Annotated in this window: 21 protein-coding genes; 13 read left to right on the forward strand and 8 right to left on the reverse strand. The window is 43.1% G+C overall.

Going from position 1 to position 21505, the window contains the following annotated elements; translation table 11 throughout:
- Positions 1 to 10: 10 nt before the first annotated feature.
- Entirely contained in the window at positions 11 to 985 is a 975-nt protein-coding gene (locus KH172YL63_RS08090) for a coiled-coil domain-containing protein (protein ID WP_173105626.1), read from the reverse strand.
- 457 nt (positions 986 to 1442) lie between these two features.
- Between KH172YL63_RS08090 and KH172YL63_RS08095 the strand changes: the two genes are divergently transcribed.
- The 5 genes from KH172YL63_RS08095 (at position 1443) to KH172YL63_RS08110 (ending at position 5343) form a co-directional block, all read left to right on the forward strand.
- Positions 1443 to 2603 carry a hypothetical protein gene (locus tag KH172YL63_RS08095; protein ID WP_173105627.1) on the forward strand — a complete coding sequence of 387 codons (1161 nt, stop codon included), beginning with the start codon at positions 1443 to 1445 and terminating at the stop codon, positions 2601 to 2603.
- A gap of 95 nt (positions 2604 to 2698) precedes the next feature.
- Complete coding sequence (locus KH172YL63_RS08100; RefSeq protein WP_173105628.1) at positions 2699 to 3892, forward strand: hypothetical protein; 1194 nt, start codon at positions 2699 to 2701, stop codon at positions 3890 to 3892.
- Between the two features lie 20 nt (positions 3893 to 3912).
- Complete coding sequence (locus KH172YL63_RS21720; RefSeq protein WP_269475206.1) at positions 3913 to 4047, forward strand: hypothetical protein; 135 nt, start codon at positions 3913 to 3915, stop codon at positions 4045 to 4047.
- 13 nt (positions 4048 to 4060) lie between these two features.
- Positions 4061 to 4447 carry a M67 family metallopeptidase gene (locus KH172YL63_RS08105; protein ID WP_173105629.1) on the forward strand — a complete coding sequence of 129 codons (387 nt, stop codon included), beginning with the start codon at positions 4061 to 4063 and terminating at the stop codon, positions 4445 to 4447.
- Positions 4448 to 4566: 119 nt separating this feature from the next.
- A complete protein-coding gene (locus KH172YL63_RS08110) occupies positions 4567 to 5343 on the forward strand; it encodes a glycosyltransferase (RefSeq protein WP_232066145.1) in 777 nt (258 codons plus the stop codon).
- Positions 5344 to 5460: 117 nt separating this feature from the next.
- Here KH172YL63_RS08110 and KH172YL63_RS08115 read toward each other — a convergent pair whose 3' ends face one another.
- Both KH172YL63_RS08115 and KH172YL63_RS08120 read right to left on the reverse strand, forming a co-directional pair.
- A complete protein-coding gene (locus KH172YL63_RS08115; RefSeq protein WP_173105630.1) occupies positions 5461 to 6363 on the reverse strand; it encodes an NAD-dependent epimerase/dehydratase family protein in 903 nt (300 codons plus the stop codon).
- A 54-nt stretch (positions 6364 to 6417) separates the two neighbouring features.
- The gene (locus KH172YL63_RS08120; RefSeq protein ID WP_173105631.1) at positions 6418 to 7485 is read right to left on the reverse strand and encodes a glycosyltransferase family 4 protein; all 1068 of its coding nucleotides are present in this window, start codon (positions 7483 to 7485) and stop codon (positions 6418 to 6420) included.
- 262 nt (positions 7486 to 7747) lie between these two features.
- Between KH172YL63_RS08120 and KH172YL63_RS08125 the strand changes: the two genes are divergently transcribed.
- The 7 genes from KH172YL63_RS08125 (at position 7748) to KH172YL63_RS08155 (ending at position 14327) form a co-directional block, all read left to right on the forward strand.
- The gene (locus KH172YL63_RS08125; protein ID WP_173105632.1) at positions 7748 to 8707 is read left to right on the forward strand and encodes a PQQ-binding-like beta-propeller repeat protein; all 960 of its coding nucleotides are present in this window, start codon (positions 7748 to 7750) and stop codon (positions 8705 to 8707) included.
- 49 nt (positions 8708 to 8756) lie between these two features.
- A complete protein-coding gene (locus tag KH172YL63_RS08130; RefSeq protein WP_173105633.1) occupies positions 8757 to 8915 on the forward strand; it encodes a hypothetical protein in 159 nt (52 codons plus the stop codon).
- Positions 8916 to 8920: 5 nt separating this feature from the next.
- Positions 8921 to 10135: a glycosyltransferase family 4 protein gene (locus KH172YL63_RS08135; protein WP_173105634.1), complete on the forward strand. Its 1215-nt coding sequence runs from the start codon at positions 8921 to 8923 to the stop codon at positions 10133 to 10135.
- A 410-nt stretch (positions 10136 to 10545) separates the two neighbouring features.
- Positions 10546 to 11640, forward strand: coding sequence for a non-hydrolyzing UDP-N-acetylglucosamine 2-epimerase (wecB, locus tag KH172YL63_RS08140; RefSeq protein WP_173105635.1), 1095 nt, complete (start codon positions 10546 to 10548; stop codon positions 11638 to 11640).
- A complete protein-coding gene (locus tag KH172YL63_RS08145; RefSeq protein WP_173105636.1) occupies positions 11630 to 12622 on the forward strand; it encodes an SDR family NAD(P)-dependent oxidoreductase in 993 nt (330 codons plus the stop codon). The genes wecB and KH172YL63_RS08145 overlap by 11 nt, the downstream gene beginning before the upstream one ends.
- Entirely contained in the window at positions 12619 to 13440 is an 822-nt protein-coding gene (locus KH172YL63_RS08150; RefSeq protein ID WP_173105637.1) for a dTDP-4-dehydrorhamnose reductase family protein, read from the forward strand. Before KH172YL63_RS08145 ends, KH172YL63_RS08150 begins: the two co-directional genes overlap by 4 nt.
- Positions 13437 to 14327: an NAD-dependent epimerase/dehydratase family protein gene (locus tag KH172YL63_RS08155; protein ID WP_173105638.1), complete on the forward strand. Its 891-nt coding sequence runs from the start codon at positions 13437 to 13439 to the stop codon at positions 14325 to 14327. The genes KH172YL63_RS08150 and KH172YL63_RS08155 overlap by 4 nt, the downstream gene beginning before the upstream one ends.
- A 156-nt stretch (positions 14328 to 14483) precedes the next feature.
- Here the strand turns inward: KH172YL63_RS08155 and KH172YL63_RS08160 are convergent, their stop codons facing one another.
- The 5 genes from KH172YL63_RS08160 to sat all read right to left on the reverse strand — a co-directional run bounded on the left by KH172YL63_RS08160 (position 14484) and on the right by sat (position 19989).
- Positions 14484 to 15365: a glycosyltransferase family 2 protein gene (locus KH172YL63_RS08160; RefSeq protein WP_173105639.1), complete on the reverse strand. Its 882-nt coding sequence runs from the start codon at positions 15363 to 15365 to the stop codon at positions 14484 to 14486.
- A gap of 235 nt (positions 15366 to 15600) precedes the next feature.
- Entirely contained in the window at positions 15601 to 16380 is a 780-nt protein-coding gene (gene cysQ / locus KH172YL63_RS08165) for a 3'(2'),5'-bisphosphate nucleotidase CysQ (RefSeq protein WP_173105640.1), read from the reverse strand.
- 43 nt (positions 16381 to 16423) lie between these two features.
- A complete protein-coding gene (cysC, locus tag KH172YL63_RS08170; RefSeq protein ID WP_173105641.1) occupies positions 16424 to 17023 on the reverse strand; it encodes an adenylyl-sulfate kinase in 600 nt (199 codons plus the stop codon).
- A 27-nt stretch (positions 17024 to 17050) separates the two neighbouring features.
- On the reverse strand, positions 17051 to 18808 hold the full coding sequence (locus tag KH172YL63_RS08175) for an SLC13 family permease (RefSeq protein ID WP_173105642.1): 1758 nt from the start codon (positions 18806 to 18808) through the stop codon (positions 17051 to 17053).
- Positions 18805 to 19989: a sulfate adenylyltransferase gene (sat, locus tag KH172YL63_RS08180; RefSeq protein ID WP_442858758.1), complete on the reverse strand. Its 1185-nt coding sequence runs from the start codon at positions 19987 to 19989 to the stop codon at positions 18805 to 18807. Before sat ends, KH172YL63_RS08175 begins: the two co-directional genes overlap by 4 nt.
- A 225-nt stretch (positions 19990 to 20214) precedes the next feature.
- Here sat and KH172YL63_RS08185 point away from each other — a divergent pair, with 225 nt between their 5' ends.
- Positions 20215 to 21408 (forward strand): hypothetical protein, encoded by a 1194-nt coding sequence (locus KH172YL63_RS08185; RefSeq protein ID WP_173105644.1) that lies wholly within the window; start codon positions 20215 to 20217, stop codon positions 21406 to 21408.
- Positions 21409 to 21505: the final 97 nt, after the last annotated feature.

Raw genomic sequence — 21505 nt, forward strand, 5'->3', positions numbered from 1 at the left:
GGCTCCCTATTTAGGAGCCCGGTTTATTTTTCAGCTTATTGATTTCTTCTATTAAAAGGGAATTCGTAAATTGGAGATGAGCGATGGTGTTTTCTAATTTTTTCATTTCCGGAGATGCTGTGTTTTTCTCTTCAACTTTGAACAAAGAATCATCTTCCTTCATCTGTTTGATATTTAAACTGACCGATTGGAGTGTTTTCATGTACATCTCCATGTCTTCCCGTTGCTTTTTCAGTGCATGGTGAAGGGCTCGATTTCTATCCTTAAGCTTCTGTTGAAGGAGGGTGGCTTCATTGTGCTTATTCTCCTCGTCAGTCAAACGCTGGAGGAGGCCGGCCATTTCCGCTTCCTTATGATTGAATTGATCGATGAGGTCTTCCTTTTCCTTTACCAGTGCCTCAATCTCTATGTTCTGTAATTCAATGGAACGACGTAATACGTGTTCTTTTGAATGTGCTTCATCTTCACAGCTTTTAATCTGCTCTTCAAGCACCCACATTTCCCATTCCCTCTGCTGCAAGCGCTGCCCCATTTCTTCATTTGCTGAAAAATATCGCTCTCTTTCAAAGAGCAAGTGGCTGATCGTCGTTTGCAGCGAAAGAACTTCCTGCTGAAACACTTCAGCGCTTTCATGCAGTTGTTCATCATATAACTTTGTATCCCTCATATAATGTTGATTGATCTTCCGAAGTTGATCCTTCAGTTGATTGATGGTAAATCGGAGCTTTGACATTTCTTTTTCCTGTGCTTTATGAAGGAATACGAATTTTAACGATTGCCCTTCGATTTCTTCTCCCTTCTTTACAATGACATCCTCATATTCTTCAAGCTTCTTCAGGAGCGCTTGATGTTCTTTTTGAAGTGCTCCGTATTTTCGAACCACAACATTCGATTCCAAGGCTGCGCATCTTTGTTTGTATCGTTCCATCTCTGATTTATAATGAATGATCTGCTGCTGAAGCTGGATGGAGGAAAGCTGTTTCATAAGACTTCTCCTTTCTGTGCGCTTTTACTAGTATGTATATGTGTGAGAGCGGTATGATGCTAATCAACGTAAATAAAGCCATGTAAACTTCCCAGCGTTTACATGGCTTTTATATATAATTAATATCATTGCAATGATAGAAAATCATTCACGTTCGTAATATTCATTTAAAAGAGTAAGCGTAAAAAATAATCAGAGGTTAACGGTTAGCTTCTTCATTCAGCTATCAATAATGTGCATCCCTCCTTTTCTTATGCTATATGATATGCCGGCTGAGGAGGGGGAGTACAGTCAAATGACCACAGGTTTCGCCTATTTTAAGCCCGTTTCCTGCAAACTAGTAATTCGCCTAGTAACTTTTTTTTGAATAAATAGGTATTTACTCTATACCAAATTCCTTCTCGTCCATAAGATATATTGTGATATAAATATTCATTAAAAGAAAGGAAGGATTTGTTTGAAGAAGCGTAAACAAATTAGGGGTTCCCAGACTCCTACACCATCAGCGTCGCCACTACCATTGGATACAAATGATTTGGCTCCGGAATGTATCCGCGTAGACAAAGTATATGACTGGGTATTCTTTGCAAACAGATACGAAAACAAGAACTTCATTCCGGATGAAGCATGTCGTGCAACTGTTAGTGAAGCATTGGCTGGAGGCCAGAGGGTGGAGATTCAAACTGCACCGGTTGATCCAACATCCGTCAATGTGACAGGATCCATCATTGAGAATGGAAATCCTGGTAAAGTGTTGATCGTTTGGACTGTTCCGGTTGAAGTAACGGTCTTAATTGCTGGAGTAGCGGAGTGTTCATTTACAGTACGTACACAATTTACAGATGAAATAATGATGTGTGTACCTACAGGCATTACAAATGACAATTTGAATATCAGAGCGACTCAAGTGATTGCAACATCTGGTGGGGTTTTAATGGGGCCAGATCCATTCGGACCGATGATCCCGCTTAGAGTAGTATTATGTAAAGATGTTCAAGTAGAGTACCCTGTTAAACTTGAAGTTCTGGCTAAATTCTGCTTCCCGCGTCCTAACAACATTCCAGTACCTGAAGAAAGACTTTCTTGCGACCTCAGCCTGCTTGAATTCCCGCGTCAGTGCCCTGGATTATTCCCGGTAGCAAACTGTGAGTGTCAGGCGACAGCACTTGCCAGAAATGAAGATACCCTTGCAACAATCGGAGGAGAAGTCATCGAAGGTACATCCACACTTAGAGCAGAAATCTGTCAAGAATGTTCTCTTGCAGACAGCACATGGTCATATTCCTTCACTGACACTGAAGTTGGTCCAACTCCTGCTCCTACTGGAACTGGATTCCAACCGGACTTCAGCTTTACTTTCGATCCATCTTCCATCGATCGCGTGACTTGCGGAGATACTGCAATGACGGCTGTAGGTGAAGGGATCCGGTACTTTGACGGTGTACCTGAACAATTATTCTATGAGCTTCAAATCATCGATGCGCCAACTGAAAGCTTCCGCCTGATCTTGAGAAATACTGCAAATGCAGTCATCTTTGACAGCGGACTTGTAGATGCATTGGTAGAGTTTGGTGAGTGTGATACATTCGCTGACCTATTAGACGGTTTGGATGACTAATGAATGTAAGGAGAGGGGAAATCTCTCTCCTTTTTTTTAACATGTATACAAACCATACATAAGATAATACAAAGAAATCATTGGGGGTGAAACAGATGGAAGGGGAGGAGCATGCCCAGGGGGCGGGACCTCATGAAATATTACACGATATCCATAGCATATCAAATGAATTGGAGTCCCTTTATCATCACTATTCACGGAGAATCAAGAATGTGTCAGAAGAACTGTCGAGGGAAAGAAGCAAACAACGAATATACCAATTGGAAATTGCGGAAAATCATCAAACGATCCAGACACTCACTGAGCAGATTGAATTTTTATTGAGCGAAATGGAGGTGAAGCAAGAACTTTACCTTCAATTACAGAAGGAGCAAAGAGATAAGTCATTGCTGGAAGAGGTGCATAAAAGGGATGCTGCATTCACCAAAGTGGAACAAGGAAAGCTTCACGACCCTCCCGACGACAGTCCGGATGGCATGATGGATTCCGTTCTCCCAACCTCGATCCCGGAAATCAGGGTGATATATGAAAGTACGCATAACGAATATAAATCATATGTTGAAAAAGTAAAAAATGATGTGATCACAGCATTGATTGATGCAAATCGTGCATTTGTCACCTCATTGGGCCAAGATATGAAGATAGATGCAGACTACGGCTCATTCTTCAGCTTGCTTGAATGGATTGGTGAGCTGCGAAAGCATTATGAAAAAAAACCGGAAAGGTGGTATACAGACATGTGGAATTTTTTATGGGGGAAAGAAACTGAGAACAATCACCCGGAAATCATTAAGAAACTGGATTTGATTGAAGATCAGTTAGTATCTTATTCAAATAAAATCAATGAAGTGAAAGCAACGTTGGAAAAGGACAGTGAAAAAGACGAGAAGACACAAGAATATTTACAGAAAATGAATGCATTGCATGAAGAGTTGAAAAAGATCGAAGGGTACTATGAGGAAGAGCTTGACGCCTTGAAAAATCAGCTCGAAGATATGAAACAAAGGGAAACGGCATTAGAAAAACAAGTGAATCTTCTGAATGAAGTGAATGACAACAGACAGAAGGAAAAGAACGTCCGGGAATTGGAGATGGAGAAGGAATTGAACGCGCTCCGGGAAAACCTTCAAACTCAATCAAACAAGAAAAGCGACTTGTACAAAAAAATGAAGCAGCGGTCCACTGATAAAGCCCCACAAGTGAATCAGCAATTCGAAGAATACGGAAACATCCCGATGGACAGTGAATCGAAACGCACGATGTTTAATCCGAATAAATATATCCGCTAATATTGAAAGGGGGGATATTCATGCAATCAAAGGATCTGAATGCAATTTATAAGCAACGAAAAAGTATACCCATTGGCATTAAAAAAGAAGAAAGAATCCAATTGGAAGCAAAAAGAACAAAATTTAAATTCAAAGGCTGCGGATGTAACGCCTAAGGACTTTGTTATCATGTCCAAGCTTGTCTATATGAGAATCATGCTGGAAGTCAGAAAAGACCTGCCAAATGAAGCCTGTGGGCTGCTTTCCGGATCAGGCAATCAGTGCCTGACGGTTTGGCCGATGACCAATACGGAGCCCACCCCTTTTTCATTTGCCATCGATCCAGTGGAGCAAGACCGGGTGATGGAGGAGATGGTTATGAAGAAAGAAACCTTCCTTGGTATTTATCACTCACATCCAAATGGCCGCCCGGTACCATCCAGGGACGATGTGGAATATTCGCTTTATCCTGATGTGTATTATTTCATTGCTGCTGTTAGTGTAAAGGGAGAAGAGCTCCGCTGCTACAAGATCAATCACGGGAAAGTCCGGCATATCGAAATTCTCATTCAATAAGGCATGGTGGGTCATCATGCAAGCTAAATCCGAACGGGCATCTCTGCCGTTCGGATTTTAATGTTGAAGACAGTTGCCGCTCTTCACAACCGGATACGGTTATTGATGAAGTGTAGGCGTTGGTACAAGCATTTTACCATCAACGGGCATATACTGTCGGTATCACCGGATCTAAGAAAGAGGGGATTGAAGTGAAGGTATCCATTATCATTCCATTCTATAATTGCCCATATGTGGACCGGGCCATCAAAAGCGCTTTAAATCAAACGTATCAACAGGTCGAAGTCATCCTGGTGGATGATGGTTCCACCGAACATTTTGAAAAAATTAAACCGTTTAAAGATAGAATCAAATATATAAGAAAAGCAAACGGGGGAACAGCTTCTGCCTTGAACACAGGGTTAAGGCATGCAACAGGCACATATTTTGCTTGGTTGAGCTCAGACGATATGTTTACAGTAGGAAAGATTGAAAGGCAATTGACATATATGCAGGCAATCCGTTCTAAAGTTTCATATACGGCTTTCAAGGTCATAGATGAAAAAGATAAAGTCATAAATGAAATCCATTCAAGGAGAATGACAAAGAATATGTTCAGGAATGTACTCTTGAAGGCCTGTCCTGTCAATGGATGTACAGTGATGGCAGAAATCGATTTAATTAAGCAGGCAGGATGGTTCGATGAATCATTAAAATATACGCAAGACTATGAGATGTGGTGCAGGCTGATGCTTCATACGCGCATGGATTATTTGGATGAGGCACTGGTGCTGTATCGTGTACATCCGCAGATGGGGTCGGCGAAGAATGGAAAGGGTATGCTGCAGGAATCACAGGCAATACAGAGGAAATACCTGAAATATTTTCAGATGGACCGTAATAAAAATAAGAGATGAAAAAGAAAAAGTGTGAGGCGAAAATGGATTTTTAAAGCATCAATGCCTGGGGTAAAGCAGTTGATCTTAGTGGGAGGTCGAGTTTACAGACAGTCGAGGAAAAGTCCTTGAAGTAAATCAACAGCGGTACGTATTGCGAATCCCTTCTTCTATTGTATAGGACGGTTTCCATTGAAGAGATGCTGTCGCAAGTGAATTATCAAGGCAGCTATGTTTAATATCTCCTTGGCGGTCAGCTCCGTGGAATGTCTTGACTTCCGTGTCATGATTTTCTTGTATGAGTTGAATCAATTGAAGGATCGAAGTACTTTCTCCTGTACTGATCTGCACGACCAGATTTTTTGGTTCTTCTGCAGCAGCAATATTGGCGTCCACCACGTCTTGCACATAAATATAATCACGGGTTTGAAGTCCGTCCCCATTAATTTTCAACGCTTCATTTCTTTTGAGTGTTTCAAGGAAGACGGCGATAACCCCGCCTTCCCCTTTCGATGTCTGCCTTGGGCCATATACATTTCCGTAACGAAGGATGGAGTAGGGAATATTGAATGTGTCATTGTATAACCTGATATATCTTTCTGCTGCATATTTAGATAACCCATAGAATGAGATGGGATTAGGCGGCTGGATTTCATTGATTTTGTCACACATTACATTGCCGTATACCGCTGAAGTGGAGGAGAAGACAAATTTCTTGATTGGGGTCCTTCTGCAAGCTTCCAATAAGTTGATTGTGCCTGCCAAATTTGAGTGCATATCCGAAAAAGGGGAGGAGGTTGACCTCGACACATCAGCCTGTGCGGCCATATGGTAGATCACATCCGGCTTTTCATCCAAAATGAGCCGTTGAACACTCGGTGAACATATATCTAATTGATGGAATACGGAGGAAGGGTGGATGAACTCCTTCTTACCGCTGCTCAGGTTATCAATCACATGAACCGTATCCCCCCTTGAAATGAGGGTATCAACCAAATGGGAACCGATGAAACCGGCTCCGCCTGTTACAAATGCTTTCAATGGACATCTCACCTTTTTAAGTTATTAATCTTCTATGTCACTGCAATTAGGATGTTACACGCCGATGGATTTCAACATTTTATTGAAGTGAAAGGCATATTGTTCATGACTGAATTGAGATTTTAAGTGTAGAAGTGCATTTTCAATAATATATTTACGCAAAGTGGCATTTCCCATCAGTTCTTCAGCTTGAACAACAGCCTGTTGAATGTTGCCGAGCTGATAGTATTTACCGGTTTGATTATGAAGAATCGAACTTCTCACACCATCAGAGTCTGTTGTTAAAACCGGACACCGGCAGCTCATCGCTTCAAGCGGTGAATACGGGGCACCTTCTACTTTCGAAGTAGAACATAAGAAGCCTCCAGAGTCCCCGATCATGGAAAAATAGCGGGGCATTTGACTGTTGGGCAAATTTTGAAGAAGATGGACAGAATCATCGAGTCCGAGCATACCTTTTAATTGAATGAAATCCTGTCTCTCTTTTGGAGTGGATAGGCTCGGGTCCTCGAACATGTATAAATCAATGGCAGGGTTTTTTTGACGGAGGTGGTGCCCGATGTGTAGAAATTCCCGCCAATTTTTGTTATCTTCCAGCCGTCCGATCCAGGCAATGATCGGACGGTCTTTTTTTGGGAGTTTTTGATACGTGAATGCCATGTGATCAAAGCAATTGTTGAATTCAAAAATGGGCGTGGATGCAAAGAATTCTCTGAAAATCGCCCCAATATGGGGGGTCTTGGGATAAAGCAGGGCATCACAATATTGTTGGACAAATGGAATGGCTTTCCCCATTTCAGCCCTGGCAACTTCTTTAGGGCCATAACCCTGTATTTCGAGGATGATTTTCCCCTTATACCCCAACGATCTGAACCTTTCCATCGCCCTGTAATCCGACGTAATAATCACTGTATCATACTTGCCTTTGTGCAGGATCGCTTTGATTTCCTGGTCATCATTCGTGATGAACACATGGGATCCCTCGTGGTTCAGCAAATTTCTTCGCTTGCTGTAGTAAAGAAAGTCACAGCGGACCCCGGACTTTTGCAGAGCAACCGCCCTTTGTCTGTTTAACGTTTCGACACCGCCGCTCGGTACGTAAAAGACGAATAGTAATTTCATAGGATATCCTCCAATCATGTTTTCGTTCACAAAACAATCCTATTATTTTTATATGTAAGTGATTCCTTTTTGTAGAGGGCTAAGCGGTCATAAATTATAAAAAGGTCCTATTTTATCTGAATCCACTGTCAAAAGATACAAGCTGTACATAGAATATCTAGAGCAGTCATCGGTATTGTCCCTGCCTGTATCAGAAGGAAGAAGCAGCCAGGGGGTACAAGGCCGGTTGATCATAGAAGAAATATAAAAGAGGTGAGAATGGTTGAAAGATTTATACTTGGTCGGGGCAGAACAAAAGTCCAAAGTACTGAAAGATTGGGAACAATTCAAGAAAGCTGTCGTTGTAAAAATGGACGGCGTGACGAAGCAAGGGGAAAGGGTCATTGAATACACTTCTCCGAAAGAAGTGTGTCCTCTGCATGAAGCTTCCATCTCATTCACGGCGGCGACATTGAAAGGAAAGAGGCTGTATGCATGCACCCAAACAGAAATCCTCATCTACAATGCCTTCACTTATAAGTTGGAGGAATACTATAGTTTGCCGTTGTTCAATGATGTACATCATGTAAGTCCGAGGAGGAACGGGAATATTCTGGTTGTAAACACAGGGCTTGATATGGTTGTGGAACTGAATCCAAATGGAAAGATCTTCAATCTGTGGAATGTGATGGGGGAAAATCCGTGGAAGCGGTTTGATCCCAGAATCGATTATAGAAAAGTCCCCACAACTAAGCCTCATCTATCACATCCAAATTATGTATTTGAATTGGACGATGATATTTGGGTGACAAGATGCTTGCAAAAAGATGCGATCTGTTTAACAAACCGGGCGAAAAAGATCAATATCGGCCGTGAACTCATACATGACGGTGTAGTTTATAACGGTAAGATCTATTTCACCCAGGTTGACGGGAGAATCGTCATCGTCAATGCCAAAACGCTGGAAGTGGAAAGAACCGTAAATTTGGTGCAAATCAGTGGACATAGTGAAAAAATCGGCTGGTGCAGGGGGATCAAACCTATAACCGATAACATCGTATTAGTTGGCTTCTCCAGGATTCGGCCTGCCAGTGAGAAAAAGGAAGACGGAACGGTGACCTACGTTGGGGGTTATGGTGTTATGCCGACACGCTTATCTTGCTTTGATATTAAGGCAAATAAACTTTTGTGGGAAAAGAATCTTGAGGAATTTGATATGAATGTCATCTACTCGATTCATTGACCAAGGCCAAATGAAACATCAAACAAACCGTCTATGGGGAGGGAACCAAATGCTACCACGGAAAAATTATTACTGGCATGTAAATGGAACAAAAACATCGACACCTTTAAATCAGGTTCAACCAATCAATGATCAGCAAAAATATAAAAAGCAGTCGATCCCGGATCCAAGAATAAAGTCCATACTCGATGAATTTCTTAAGGGGTGAGTGAGATGAGAATATTAATAGCTACTGTATTTCCGCTACCCGGGGGTGGAATCTGGTCATTTGTGTCCAATTTGAGGGAGAATCTTGTCAAGCAGGGACATCAGGTAGACATCATGTGCACAAGTGACAATAACTCTACGCTCGTTCTGCTGGAAGGAAAGTTGAAAGTCGATCTCGCTCCTTATCGTTCATATGTGAATCACCGATTGATGAAAGCCTACCCTCATATGGTGCATAATCCTTGGGTGTACCATGCGGAATCAAATCGATATTTGTTCGAACAGGGTGCGAAAAATGTGGATTTGTCCAAATACGATCTCATTCATGCCCAGGATGTCATTTGTGCGGTGGCGTTGAGTCGTTTGAAGCCTGTGAATGTGCCGCTTGTCACGAGCATTCACGGTTTTTTGTCGGGCGCCATCTTCCATCAGTACAAATCGGTGAATCTGAATATGCAGGCTGAGGATATTTGGAAGACGTTTCTTCTTCGCTATTATTCGAAGATAGAGGCAATAGGCTATGAAGTGAGTGACGTCATCCATACTTCAAGCCGGTGGATGAGGGGGATCATCCTAAGTGAATTCAACATTCCCGCTGCGAAAATCTATACGTTCAAATACGGGGTGAAGCTTTCTGATTTCGACAGCGGTCCCATTATCCAAAAGAGAAAAGATAAAAAAATTATCCTCGTCAATAGCCGGCTCGTGTACTTAAAGGGTCTTCAGCAACTGGTCGAAGCCCTTTCATTTTTGAAATCAAGAGACGATTGGGAATGTTGGATCATTGGAGAAGGAGAGCTAAAGGGGAAATTGAAAGATCGTTGTGAGGAGCTCGGGATCGGCAGAAAGGTGATCTTCTGGGGAACTACGTCTCAAGTGAAGGAAATCTTGCAACTTTCGGACATGCTGGTGTTGCCGAGTCTTCAGGAAAACCAGCCATTTGCCGTGATAGAGGCACAGCTGATGGGGGTTCCCACGATTGTAAGTGACGCCGGAGGGCTCCCTGAAATGGTCGAACACGGAAAGAATGGATTTATTGTTGAAAAAGAGAACAGCCTGCAGCTCGCTGAAAAAATTGAGTATCTGTTAAGTAACCCTCAGCTGAGAACACAGATGAGCCAGTATGCAAAAATGCATGGTAAAGATCTATGGGATGTTGAAAAGTTAGGGAGAAATACCTTAATGATATACACCCAAGCTCTCCAAACAAAACAAAGGTAACGATTTAGGTTGAACCAGATTGACAGCAGGTCGTCTGTATCTACATGGATGGAAGGATGATATGCCATTCCCGTTTCAAAAAAAATTGATATTTGAAACGCCATGAGGATGGAGGAAAAGGTTCAGACAGAATTCTCCCCTGGAAATTACTATGAAGACCGATTTTTCACTGCCTATTCGAAAATGAAACGATCCAGTTGTGCAACCATGTCTTTCACAATGGATTCTTCCCTCACCAATAGAAGTAAAAGATGTTAATAGCCTCTTCAGTGGGGCTTTTTTATACATCGCAGATGAAAGGGCTTGATCATATCAGACATACGCCTTTTTTTGAAATAAGGTAAGGAGTCTAGGACATGTCCCGATTAAGAACATAAATATAATAAGAGAATGAAAAAGGAGAGGTGAATATGAAAATCGTAACTGTATTGGGAACGAGACCGGAAATCATCCGGTTGAGCCTGATCATGAAGAAACTGGACGTGCTTGCAGACGAGCATATCATCGTCCATTCCGGCCAGAATTTCACCCATTCATTAAATGGCATCTTCTTCAAGGAGCTCGGTCTGAGACAGCCGGATTATGTACTCGCAAGCGCCCAACAATCTCTTGGTGAACAGCTTTCATCCCTGTTCACGGAGCTGGAGAAGATCCTGTTAAAAGAAAAACCGGACAAAGTCCTTGTCCTGGGGGATACAAACAGCGGGCTCAGTGCGATTCTCGCTGAAAGAATGATGATCCCCGTCGTTCACATGGAAGCAGGAAACCGCTGTTTCGATCTGAATGTCCCGGAAGAAAAAAACCGGAAGATCATCGATGCCGTTTCTTCCTATAATTTAGTCTACACGCCATACAGCAAAACCAATTTACTCAAAGAAGGGATGACAGCAAGTAAAATCATCATAACGGGTAATCCAATCTTCGAAGTCTTGACCCACTATCAGCCTCAAATAGAAGAAAGCAACATCCTGCAAGAGCTCTTATTAGGCAGTAAAGACTACTTTCTAGCGACCATTCACAGGGCTGAAAATGTTGACAATCCCGCTCATCTTTCCACGATTGTCGGAGCATTGAATGAATTGGCTATGACGTACAAAAAAAGGATCATCCTGAGCACCCATCCGAGAACTCGTTCGAAACTCCACTCGTCTCCCCACCTATCATTGCATCCCTTTATCGAACTTCACGAACCATTCGGCTTTTTTGACTTCATCAAGCTTGAGAAAAATGCTTTCTGTGTGCTGACAGACAGTGGCACCGTTCAGGAAGAATGCTGTATTTTCCATATTCCGACCGTTACGGTCAGAAAGACGACGGAAAGACCCGAGACGGTGGATTGCGGCAGTAACTTCATTTCAGGATTGAGTGAAAAAGCGATTCTTAATGGTGTCAAAGTGATGAGTTCTAAAAGCTCTAACTGGATATGTCCTGCTGAATATCTGGATCGTCATGTTTCAGATAAAGTGATTAATATTTTATTAGGAGGTTCTGACATTGTTTACTAATAAAACAATACTAGTGACAGGCGGTACCGGTTCATGGGGAAATGAACTCGTATCACAATTACTTGAAAAAGATCCAAAGGAAATCCGCATTTTCTCCCGGAATGAAACAAGCCAGGTATTGATGAAGCAGAAATTTGAAAATCATCCTAAACTGACGTTCGTCATCGGGGATGTGAGGGACAAAGAAGCGGTATCCGAAGCTTCTCAAAAGGTCGATTACATTTTTCACCTGGCTGCATTGAAGCATGTGCCAGTGTGTGAATTCCAGCCATTGGAAGCACTGAAAACCAACGTATTGGGAACCCAGAACATCATTGATGCGGCGATCGAAAATAATGTAGAAAAAGTCATAAACATTTCCACTGATAAAGCGGCCAACCCGTCCAATTTTTATGGGTTCACTAAGGCGATGGGAGAGAAATTGATTATCAATGCCAACGTATTGACAGATAAAACAAAATTTGTCTGCGTCCGGGGCGGGAATGTGCTTGGGACCAATGGCAGTGTCATACATGTATTCAAGCATGGAATCAAAACTAAATCAAAGATCGGCATAACCGATAAAAAGATGACCCGCTTCTTCCTGACGATAAAAGATGCAATCAAACTATTATTCAAAGCAACCTACGAAAGCCATGGGGGAGAAATCTTTGTCATGAAGATGCCGACATGCAAAATCATTGACCTCGCTCAAGTGTTGATCGATCAATATTCCCCTGACAAGGAAGTCACCATTGAAGAGCTCGGTATCCGTCCAGGGGAGAAACTCCATGAACTTCTACTGACGGAATTTGAAAGCCATAATACAATCGTTTACGATAATGAGTACTTTGTCATCCTGCCGACGATTCCGATCGAGGGCCTGATGGAGTCCTATCAAGATTTTCCCCAGGTGGACCTCGATACGTATTCTTCAAGTGACAACATCATCCCATATGATGAAATCAAGACGATGCTGAAGGATGGAGGTTTTCTAGAATGAAGATTCTCGTTCTAGGGGGGCATGGAATGGCAGGACACGTCATCGTTGACTATTTGCAAGGCCGCGGGCACCAAGTCTCATATTCGGTCAGAAAAAAAGATTTAAAGGGAATAGAATTAGATGTGAGGAATCTCGGCAGAGTGCGGGAGGTCCTGCTTGCAGAACGTTCAGACATCGTCATCAATGCGACGGGCTTACTGAATGATTATGCGGAAGCACATGTGAAAGAATCGATTGAAGTGAATGCATTGCTGCCCCATGCCCTTGTGGACATCGTGAATGAATACGGGGGGAAGCTGATCCATATCAGCACTGATTGTGTATTCTCGGGAAACAGGGGGAAGTATACGGAGCAAGATGTGAAGGATGGATCCAATATCTATTCAAAAACGAAATCACTTGGAGAGATCCAGTCTTCGCCCCATTTGACAATCAGGACCTCGATTATCGGACCTGAATTGAAGGATGATGGAATCGGTCTCCTTCACTGGTTTCTCCGTCAGCAGGGGGAAATATATGGCTATCAAAACGTCTACTGGAACGGTGTTACCACATTGGAGCTTGCCAAAGCAATAGAGGACCTCATCAATGAGGGGATATCCGGCCTTTACCATCTAAGTGCAGATAAGGGAATCTCAAAATATGAACTACTGGTGCTGTTCAAAGAAACGTTTCAAAAATATGAAGTAGAGATCATCCCTGTTCCGGAGCCGGTGCATGATAAAACGCTCATTCATACACGGAGCGACTATAAATATCCAGTGAAAGATTATAAAAAAATGCTGCAGGAACTTCATGAATGGATGGAAGGGAAATGAGCAGGATTTTCATAACGGGGGCCGCCGGTTTCTCAGGCATGCATGCATGTTCATACTATCTAGAGAAAGGCTTTGAAGTGTACGCAGGGGTCAGGAGTCTGCCGCACCCGAATAATCAGGTCCACAATATCCAGTGTGATCTGATGAACCGGGACACACTGGAGGAGGTCCTGAAAACAATAAAACCACGATACATCCTCCATCTCGCTGCCCAGAATCACAGTGGAAGGTCTTGGGCAGATCCTGTGACAACGATCAATACCAATGTCATCGGGACGATGAATCTGATGGAAGCGGTAAAGAGGACCGTTCCAGAGGCGATTCTTCTCGTCGTAGGCTCCGTTATCGAATACGATCCATGCTCATCCTCACACCCGAACCATCCATATGGCTTGTCTAAATACATTCAAACCCTGCTGGCGGCTAGCTGGGCAACATTTTATCATCTGGATATCCGCATCGCCAAACCATCCAACTTAATCGGACCTGGTGAATCAGACGGGATATGCTCGCTTCTTGTACAAAAGTTTCTTGCCTATATGGAAGGCGAGCCGGTGGATTTTCACTTTGAAAATATGATGGATAACCGGGATTTCATTGATGTGAGGGATGCTGTCAAAGCCTATGATTGTATCCTTCAAAAAGGGGAGCGAAATGAATGTTATATCGTATCTACCGGCCTTTCACGACGTTTCCTGGAAGTCGTAGAAGAGCTCAAAAGAATAACCGGAAGCACCCTTCCCATTTCTACTGCACACTCACAATTGACTCCGGAGCATACCTATGAGAATGAGAAACTGGCCAATTTGAACTGGCAGCCGGAGATCACTCTGAATCAGAGTCTTAAAGATATCCTTGCATACTATCGAGAATTGAATGGAACATAAGGGAGTAAAACAGAGTAATCACATAACAACAATTTCACCTCTTGAATCATGAGACTTATAAGTAAAACACCAGTGATTGTGTAACTGGAAAAATCCGAACGCATTCGATATTCCATTAAGAATTTCGAAAGGCCGTTCGGATTTTCCATTCTGTGATTAAAAATAGATATTGAACTTTTTAAATAAATCCTCAATATCCATTTTTCTTCTTCTTACATATTGAGCCCTTTTAGCCAAAACACCATCTTTCAATACTTTCTTCTCTATTTCCAAAGGGGAACCGTGAATGATCAGTGCCTTTGCTTTTTTAATTCTCTTATCGTCAAAATGGAGGTATGCCATCCGCAATAAGTTATAATAGATGCCTTCATAGTTCACGGTGTACGGGTGACTTACCCTGAATAAATGCAGGACAGTCACCTGAGGGTCACAGTGACACCGGTAGCCAAATAACCAGAGTTTTAAGGCGAATTCCACATCTTCGTGACCCCAGGTGGAAAAACCGGTTTCAAATCCCCCTACGTCTTTGAACACACGCTGAGAGGTGATGATGCAAGCCCCCGGCAAAACGGCTGTTTCAAATAAAGATCGTCGCCTCTGATGCCATTTTATTTTTAAGGAAGGGGTAAGGGATTGGCCATACCCCTTGATTGTCGGATCATCAAGAGATCCGATTGCAGGGCATACGGCATCGCTTTTTCCTTGCAACAGATGATAAAGTAAACGGTCTATCCAGAAATTCTCGAAGGTCATATGAGCGTCGCAAAAGGCAAGATAGGGATATATTGCTTTTTCTGCCCCAAGGTTCCTGGCATTGGCAGGTCCTACACCATTCGCACGGATATAGGTCACTTTCGAACGATGCGGATAGTTTGCGAGAAAAGCGCAGCATTGATCGTTTGAAGCATCATCCACTATGATTGCTTGGATGTCAATTTTCGTTTTGACTGCAAATAATGAATCCAGGGTCATTTTCACATTCTTTCCTTCATTTTTAACCGGGAAAATGATTGATATTTTTGGAGGGGTGTTTCCCATGGTTTCTCTCCCTTACGCTGAAAGATTCTATTACAGTATATGTAGAAAGGGTAATTCCGTGTCTGTGATCGGTAAGGATTGAGAGGATGTTATTGAGTCATTCTTTATAACATGTTTACATAATGGATAATAGTTGTGAAAAACGTGTGATTCACTTCCTTCTGTTTTAGGGGAATGCTGCAGGTAGCTGAAAAAGCCGGACGAGGTGAACTCCGTCCGGATTTTCGTTTGCAGTCTATTCCGTTGTAGGGATCGTACAAAGAAAAGCAGGGTTGGTCAGGTTTTCCTTATTGTACTGAAGGGGCATACCTGTATGCTTAACCAGCACCTGTCCATTTGCTTCTTCCACAATGATCTGACCGGCTGCCGTATCCCATTCCATCGTCGGGGCGTAGCGGGGGTAATAGTGTGCGGTCCCTTCTGCAACCTGGCAGAACTTCAACGAGCTTCCGATGGATTCATACTGTAGTTTCAAACCCTTTTGCTGAAGGGATGCAACGTACGCTGAAGTTGCATCATTCAGGTGGGATCTGGACAAGATGACTTTTTTCACTTCTGGAGAGGAGGTGGCTATTTTCACCATTTTCTTTTTAAGTGGGGAGCTGGCATGGTGTATTTTATATGCGCCCTTTCCTTTTTCAGCACAATACACCATATCCAAAGCAGGGGCATAGATGACACCCAAGACCGGTCTATTTTCAGAGATAAGAGCGATATTGACTGTGAATTCACCATTTCGCTTAATGAATTCTTTGGTTCCATCCAATGGATCAACCATCCAAAATGTTTTCCAGCATCTTCTCTCACCGTAAGGCACATCCGATCCCTCTTCACTGAGTATGGGCATTTTCTCAGGCAGCTGTGCCAAGCTGCCCTGTATCCATTCATGGGATAATTGATCTGCGACAGTCAGGGGGGAGAGGTCAGCTTTTTGTTCTATTTTATACTTCTGATTATATACACCCATTATTTTCTGTCCTGCTCCGATGGCAATCTCAATTACTTCGTTCAGCATATTTTTCAACTCCTGTCATAAAATCACTGCTGATTCATCTTTATCATGGTATCAATTTTCTTCTTTTTAAATAGAGGAGGATCTGTTGAACAGATTGTTCAACGGTCTGTGTTTCGGTATCAATCACAATTTCAGGAGAGTCTGGCGCTTCATATGGGGAATCTATTCCTGTAAAATCCTTGATCTCCCCATTTTTCACCTTTTTATATAAGCCTTTTGGATCTCTCCTTGAGCATTCCTCAACGCTTGCTTGAACGTATACTTCGATGAATTCACCTTCAGGAAACAAGGTTCGCACAAGCGCCCGGTCATTTTTAAATGGAGAAATGAAAGCGGTCAATGTGATGATGCCGGCATCTACAAACAATTTGGATACTTCCCCGATTCTGCGGATGTTTTCTTTACGATCACCATCAGTGAAAGTCAGATCACCGTTCAACCCGTGGCGGATATTATCGCCATCAAGGCGATAGGTATGGATCCCTCTTTCAAACAGACCTTTTTCTAGCTCAACTGAAAGGGTGGATTTACCAGACCCGGATAAACCTGTGAACCAGATCACTGCACTTTTATGTTGATGAAGGCGGTGCCGGTCTTCTTTTTCAACTTTGCCGCCATGCCAAGAAATATGTTCACTTTTCAACGCATACACCTCGATTCCATTATTCAATTATAACCAAAAGAAATGAACTGCCGTAACGGTGGTGATCATGGTGATGATATTCAGCGGGATGCCGATTCTTAAGAAATCCTTGAACTGATATCCACCTGGACCGTAGACGATTAAGTTGGTCTGATAACCGATCGGGGTCGCAAAGCTTGCAGATGCGGCAATGGTCACAAGTACGGCCAGTGCGACTGGATCCAGATTCATGGCACTCGATATTTCAAGTGAAATCGGAAACATCATGACCGCGGCTGCACTGTTTGTCATCAACTCTGTAAACACATTGGTGAGCAGATAAATGGCCGTGATGACGGCGAAAATCCCGAATGGCTGCGATGCTTCCATCAATAAGCTTGCGGCGAATGAAGCCACGCCTGAATTCATCAAGGCATAACCGATGCCGAATGAGCAGGAAATGATGATCAAGACGTTCCATTGAATCGCGTTCTTTGCAACTTGTGGATGAACGATCCTGAAGAGAAATAGAATCAAGGCGGCCAAAGTCATACCGGTGAGCATGGAAACAAAGCCAAACGTTACAAGAAGAATCATGGCACCCAGCAGCAAAACCGAAAACCACCCTTGTTTTTTCTGCTTTTGGGTGAGGATTTTCTTATCAATCGGGGTTACGAGGTAGAAGTCATTTGTATGGATTCTTTTTTGAAATTCAGCCCCGGCTACAAGGAGGAGACTATCCCCGGGTTTTAAGACAATATCCCCGATCTTGGCCTTCAAGCGCTGGTTTTGCCTGTGGACGGCAATGACAGCGGCATCATATCTGCTTCTGAAATTCGTTTCTTTTATTCTTTTAAATAATAATGATGAATGGTGTGAAACAACCGCCTGTACCAGTTCGTGATGCCGGGGGAAATCATCCTCGACTGTAGAGAGCAATTGCAGTCCTTTATTTCCCTGAAGTTCGGTGATGGTGGTAATATCACCGGTGAAAATCAAACGATCATTCGCTTTCAATACGGTGGTATTGGATACCGGTGTGATCACACCGGTATCCCGGATGATACTGACCAGGAATAATCCTTTCAGACTTCGGAGTTTCGCCTGTTCCACTGTTTTTTGAATATAAGGAAAATCTTCGAGGATCAGGACCTCCCCTGTAAATTCCCTTACATTTTCACCTTTTGCCAGAGTGCTTTTCCTTGCAGGCAGGAGATAGTTGCTGAAAAAGATAAGGTAACAGAGCCCGATTAAAGTAACCGGGATGCCGACTTTGCTTAATTCGAAGAAAGTGAAACCTCTCAAATTATGATCAAGGAGTAAGCCATGCACAACGAGGTTCGTCGATGTGCCAATAAGCGTGATCGTTCCCCCGAGGATTGTCGCATATGAAAGTGGGATAAGGAATTTAGAAGGAGATAGCTGGTGATCTTCACACCACTTCTTTACAAGTGGCGTAAAGGCAATGACGATCGGTGTGTTATTCAGGAAAGCGGACAGGATGGATACCGGGAAGAGCAGCTTGGCCAGCATATGCCTCGAGGAATTGGAGCGGTCCAACAGCTTCAAGAGGGCATGATCGACGATGCCGCTTCCTTGAATGCTGCCGGCAATTAAGAACAATAATCCGATTGTCAGCATCCCTTCATTGGAGAAACCTTTGGTTGCTTCCTGTAGAGAAATGACCCCGGTCATGACGAAAAATAGAAGAGTGGAAGGGATGATGATTTCTGGCCGCTCGATTTCGAAAATCAAACAAGAGAGCATCATGATCATGCCCGCAATGACGATATAAAACTCAATCATGTTTTTGTCTCCTTATTGTTTCCCCCATTCTCTGAATCGGATCTCATTTCTTCCATTAGGATGTCAATTACTTCCGGCCTTGAAAATTCTTTCGGGGGAATGATGCCTTCCCGCAGCATCTGCCGCACTTTTGTCCCGCTTAGGTGAATATGGAATTCCTGTGAATGCGGACATGTCTTACGGGTTGCCATGGCTGCACATTTCATGCAATAAAAAGCATGATCGAATTTCAAGATCTCGATTCCTATCTCTTCTTTCGAAAAAGAATGGAAGATTTCCTGAGCATCATAGGTACCGTAATAATCCCCTACACCTGCATGGTCTCTTCCCACAATGAAGTGGGTACATCCAAAGTTTTTCCTGACAAGGCTGTGAAACACTGCTTCTCTGGGACCTGCATATCTCATGGCCGCCGGGAAAGTGGACAGCACTGCTCGATTTTTCGGGTAATATCCATCGAGCAATGCATGATAGCTCCTCATCCGCACAGGAGCAGGAATATCATCCTGTTTTGTATCCCCTACCAAAGGGTGGATCAATAATCCATCCACATGTTCCAGGGCTGTCTTTTGGATGTATTCATGGGCCCGGTGAATCGGATTCCGTGTTTGAAACGCGACGATGCTTTTCCATCCTTTTTCTTTGAAGATTTCCCTCAGTTGTTCGGGGGATTTGAAGGAATCTTTAAAAATAGGGGGAAATGCCAGGAGTCTTACTGGCCCTGCTACATACACATCATCTTTTTCGAATGTTTTCTTTACGCCGGGGTGAAGTTTGTCCAACGTTTTAAAAACGAATAGGGCTTCAGCTTCTTTGCTGTATTCATACATTTCCTCTATTTCCATCGTCCCATAAATGACGCCATCTTTCCCTTTGAGGGAGACGGATTCACCAATGGAAAGAGTCTCCTGTAACTGTTTCGGTATCGGGAGCGTGATGGGCAGACTCCAGACCAAACCATTTGATAAACGCATGTCCTTCAACACATTTAAATAATCTCTCTGTCCCATGAAGCCTGTCAAAGGACTGAAGGCACCTGTAGAAATCAGGACCAAATCAGAAAGGCCCCATGAATCGAGTGTGATGGAGGAGGGGAAGGCAGAAGCCTTTGTCAGCCATAGCTCCCTTTCTATTCCTTTCATCACAAGGTCAATAAGTTTGCCTCCATGTGGGGAAATCATATATATTGTCTCCTTTCTTATCATTCACCATTAGCATACAGGCGAACGGAATAAATCTATTACTTATACCATTTTATGTAAAACAGCAGCTTAGGAGAGGGCTTGATTAGAAAACAAACATCAGCCTATGTAGGTATGCAGAGGGCTCCTTTACGGCTCAATCATAATTTGAAAGACCGTTTCATAAGATACATAGACTACAACATAAGGGCGGTGAGCCTGGACATGAAATTGATCATCAACAATCAGGAATGGGGAGATATCCCGCCCCATGCATTGGCAGTCATCCAGTTCTATTGTGCTGAGAATGATTTGTTGTTTAACGTAAATGAGAAGGAAAATCGAGCAGAAGTGAAGAGTCCCCTCTATGGAAAAAAGGTCTGGTTGGCTGTCAGTGCGGAGTATGAAACCCTGGGCAACGATATTCAAAAACAGGTGAAAGCAACCCTCGCTCCCCATGGGATTCAAGTATTAATGAAGGGCAATCATGAAAGAGTGACCGATGGAGACCTGCTGATCGAGTTAACCTACGTGAAATCATCCGGAGAGGATCCTTTTATTTCTATTGGATATAATGGAAAATTAAATGCAATCAACGTGAAGAAGATTCTCATGTATAATCAACATTCTTTCCGTTTTAAAGGCTATTTCCTGATGCCCGACGAACATGACATCCCCCATCTAACATGTGCTGTTAATAGTAGAAACGAGTCCTTACTCATTCAGGAAGGTTCTGGGATATTGACTTCATGCATCCTCAAGGCTTTGCTTGGCAACCGGAAGCCGGGGTTGCTTCATCTGGATTTATTGCATTTCTTCCAAATGGGTAACAGCGGGGGAAGGAAGAAGGAAATGGACAGGGCCGGAAAGAAACATCTTCAAATGGACGATAAAACATATGAAGAGCTCAAAAAACGAAAGGCGAACCGGAAGCCGAGAGAGACCGTGGAGAAAAAACCTCATGCTGAAATTTATTTTGATTACAATCTCCTGCCGAATCGAAAACTCGAGCGGTACTCCATAAAAGCAGATTTCTTCATTAAAAATACCGGCAATGTAGAATTGATGGATCCAAAAATCTGTTTCAGGGTGAATCCTGCTGAAAAGATTGAAATCGGCGGTCAGATCCTCCCGCCAGAAATGAGCGATATCTTCTCAGTACAAGGGCAAAACGGTGCTCAGGGTTGGAAGTATATGGGGAAAGACTGGCTTGAAAAGGCTTATTCGACGGGGGAGTATTGGATTGAAGCCATCAACGGAACCAGCATCCCCCCTGGTGAAACAGCGGTGGTGGAAGGGTTGCAATTCACTGTGGAAAACTTGGAAGAGCAGGAATCTTCCACGATCATTGGATTTATATTATGTGAAGAACAAGGACTTCAACTGAGTTCAAATAACAAGATCATGATTACATTCTAAGCAAATGCCCTGCATATAACGATTCATACGGATGCATTGGCAAACTGAAAAAATCCGAACGCTCAATCGACTCTTCTGGGAGAAATCGAATTCGTTC

Origin of the sequence: Bacillus sp. KH172YL63, from assembly GCF_011398925.1 — a bacterium.
In the GTDB taxonomy this organism is placed as follows: domain Bacteria; phylum Bacillota; class Bacilli; order Bacillales; family Bacillaceae_B; genus Rossellomorea.

Bases quoted from the DNA above. Each gene is read 5' to 3' on its own strand.
- KH172YL63_RS08090 (WP_173105626.1), bottom strand. From the start codon at position 985: ATGAAACAGCTTTCCTCCATCCAGCTTCAGCAGCAGATCATTCATTAT.
- KH172YL63_RS08100 (WP_173105628.1), top strand. From the start codon at position 2,699: ATGGAAGGGGAGGAGCATGCCCAGGGGGCGGGACCTCATGAAATATTA.
- KH172YL63_RS21720 (WP_269475206.1), top strand. From the start codon at position 3,913: ATGCAATCAAAGGATCTGAATGCAATTTATAAGCAACGAAAAAGTATA.
- KH172YL63_RS08105 (WP_173105629.1), top strand. From the start codon at position 4,061: ATGTCCAAGCTTGTCTATATGAGAATCATGCTGGAAGTCAGAAAAGAC.
- KH172YL63_RS08120 (WP_173105631.1), bottom strand. From the start codon at position 7,485: ATGAAATTACTATTCGTCTTTTACGTACCGAGCGGCGGTGTCGAAACG.
- KH172YL63_RS08130 (WP_173105633.1), top strand. From the start codon at position 8,757: ATGCTACCACGGAAAAATTATTACTGGCATGTAAATGGAACAAAAACA.
- KH172YL63_RS08135 (WP_173105634.1), top strand. From the start codon at position 8,921: ATGAGAATATTAATAGCTACTGTATTTCCGCTACCCGGGGGTGGAATC.
- wecB (WP_173105635.1), top strand. From the start codon at position 10,546: ATGAAAATCGTAACTGTATTGGGAACGAGACCGGAAATCATCCGGTTG.
- KH172YL63_RS08150 (WP_173105637.1), top strand. From the start codon at position 12,619: ATGAAGATTCTCGTTCTAGGGGGGCATGGAATGGCAGGACACGTCATC.
- KH172YL63_RS08155 (WP_173105638.1), top strand. From the start codon at position 13,437: ATGAGCAGGATTTTCATAACGGGGGCCGCCGGTTTCTCAGGCATGCAT.
- KH172YL63_RS08160 (WP_173105639.1), bottom strand. From the start codon at position 15,365: ATGGGAAACACCCCTCCAAAAATATCAATCATTTTCCCGGTTAAAAAT.
- cysQ (WP_173105640.1), bottom strand. From the start codon at position 16,380: ATGCTGAACGAAGTAATTGAGATTGCCATCGGAGCAGGACAGAAAATA.
- KH172YL63_RS08175 (WP_173105642.1), bottom strand. From the start codon at position 18,808: ATGATTGAGTTTTATATCGTCATTGCGGGCATGATCATGATGCTCTCT.
- sat (WP_442858758.1), bottom strand. From the start codon at position 19,989: ATGATTTCCCCACATGGAGGCAAACTTATTGACCTTGTGATGAAAGGA.
- KH172YL63_RS08185 (WP_173105644.1), top strand. From the start codon at position 20,215: ATGAAATTGATCATCAACAATCAGGAATGGGGAGATATCCCGCCCCAT.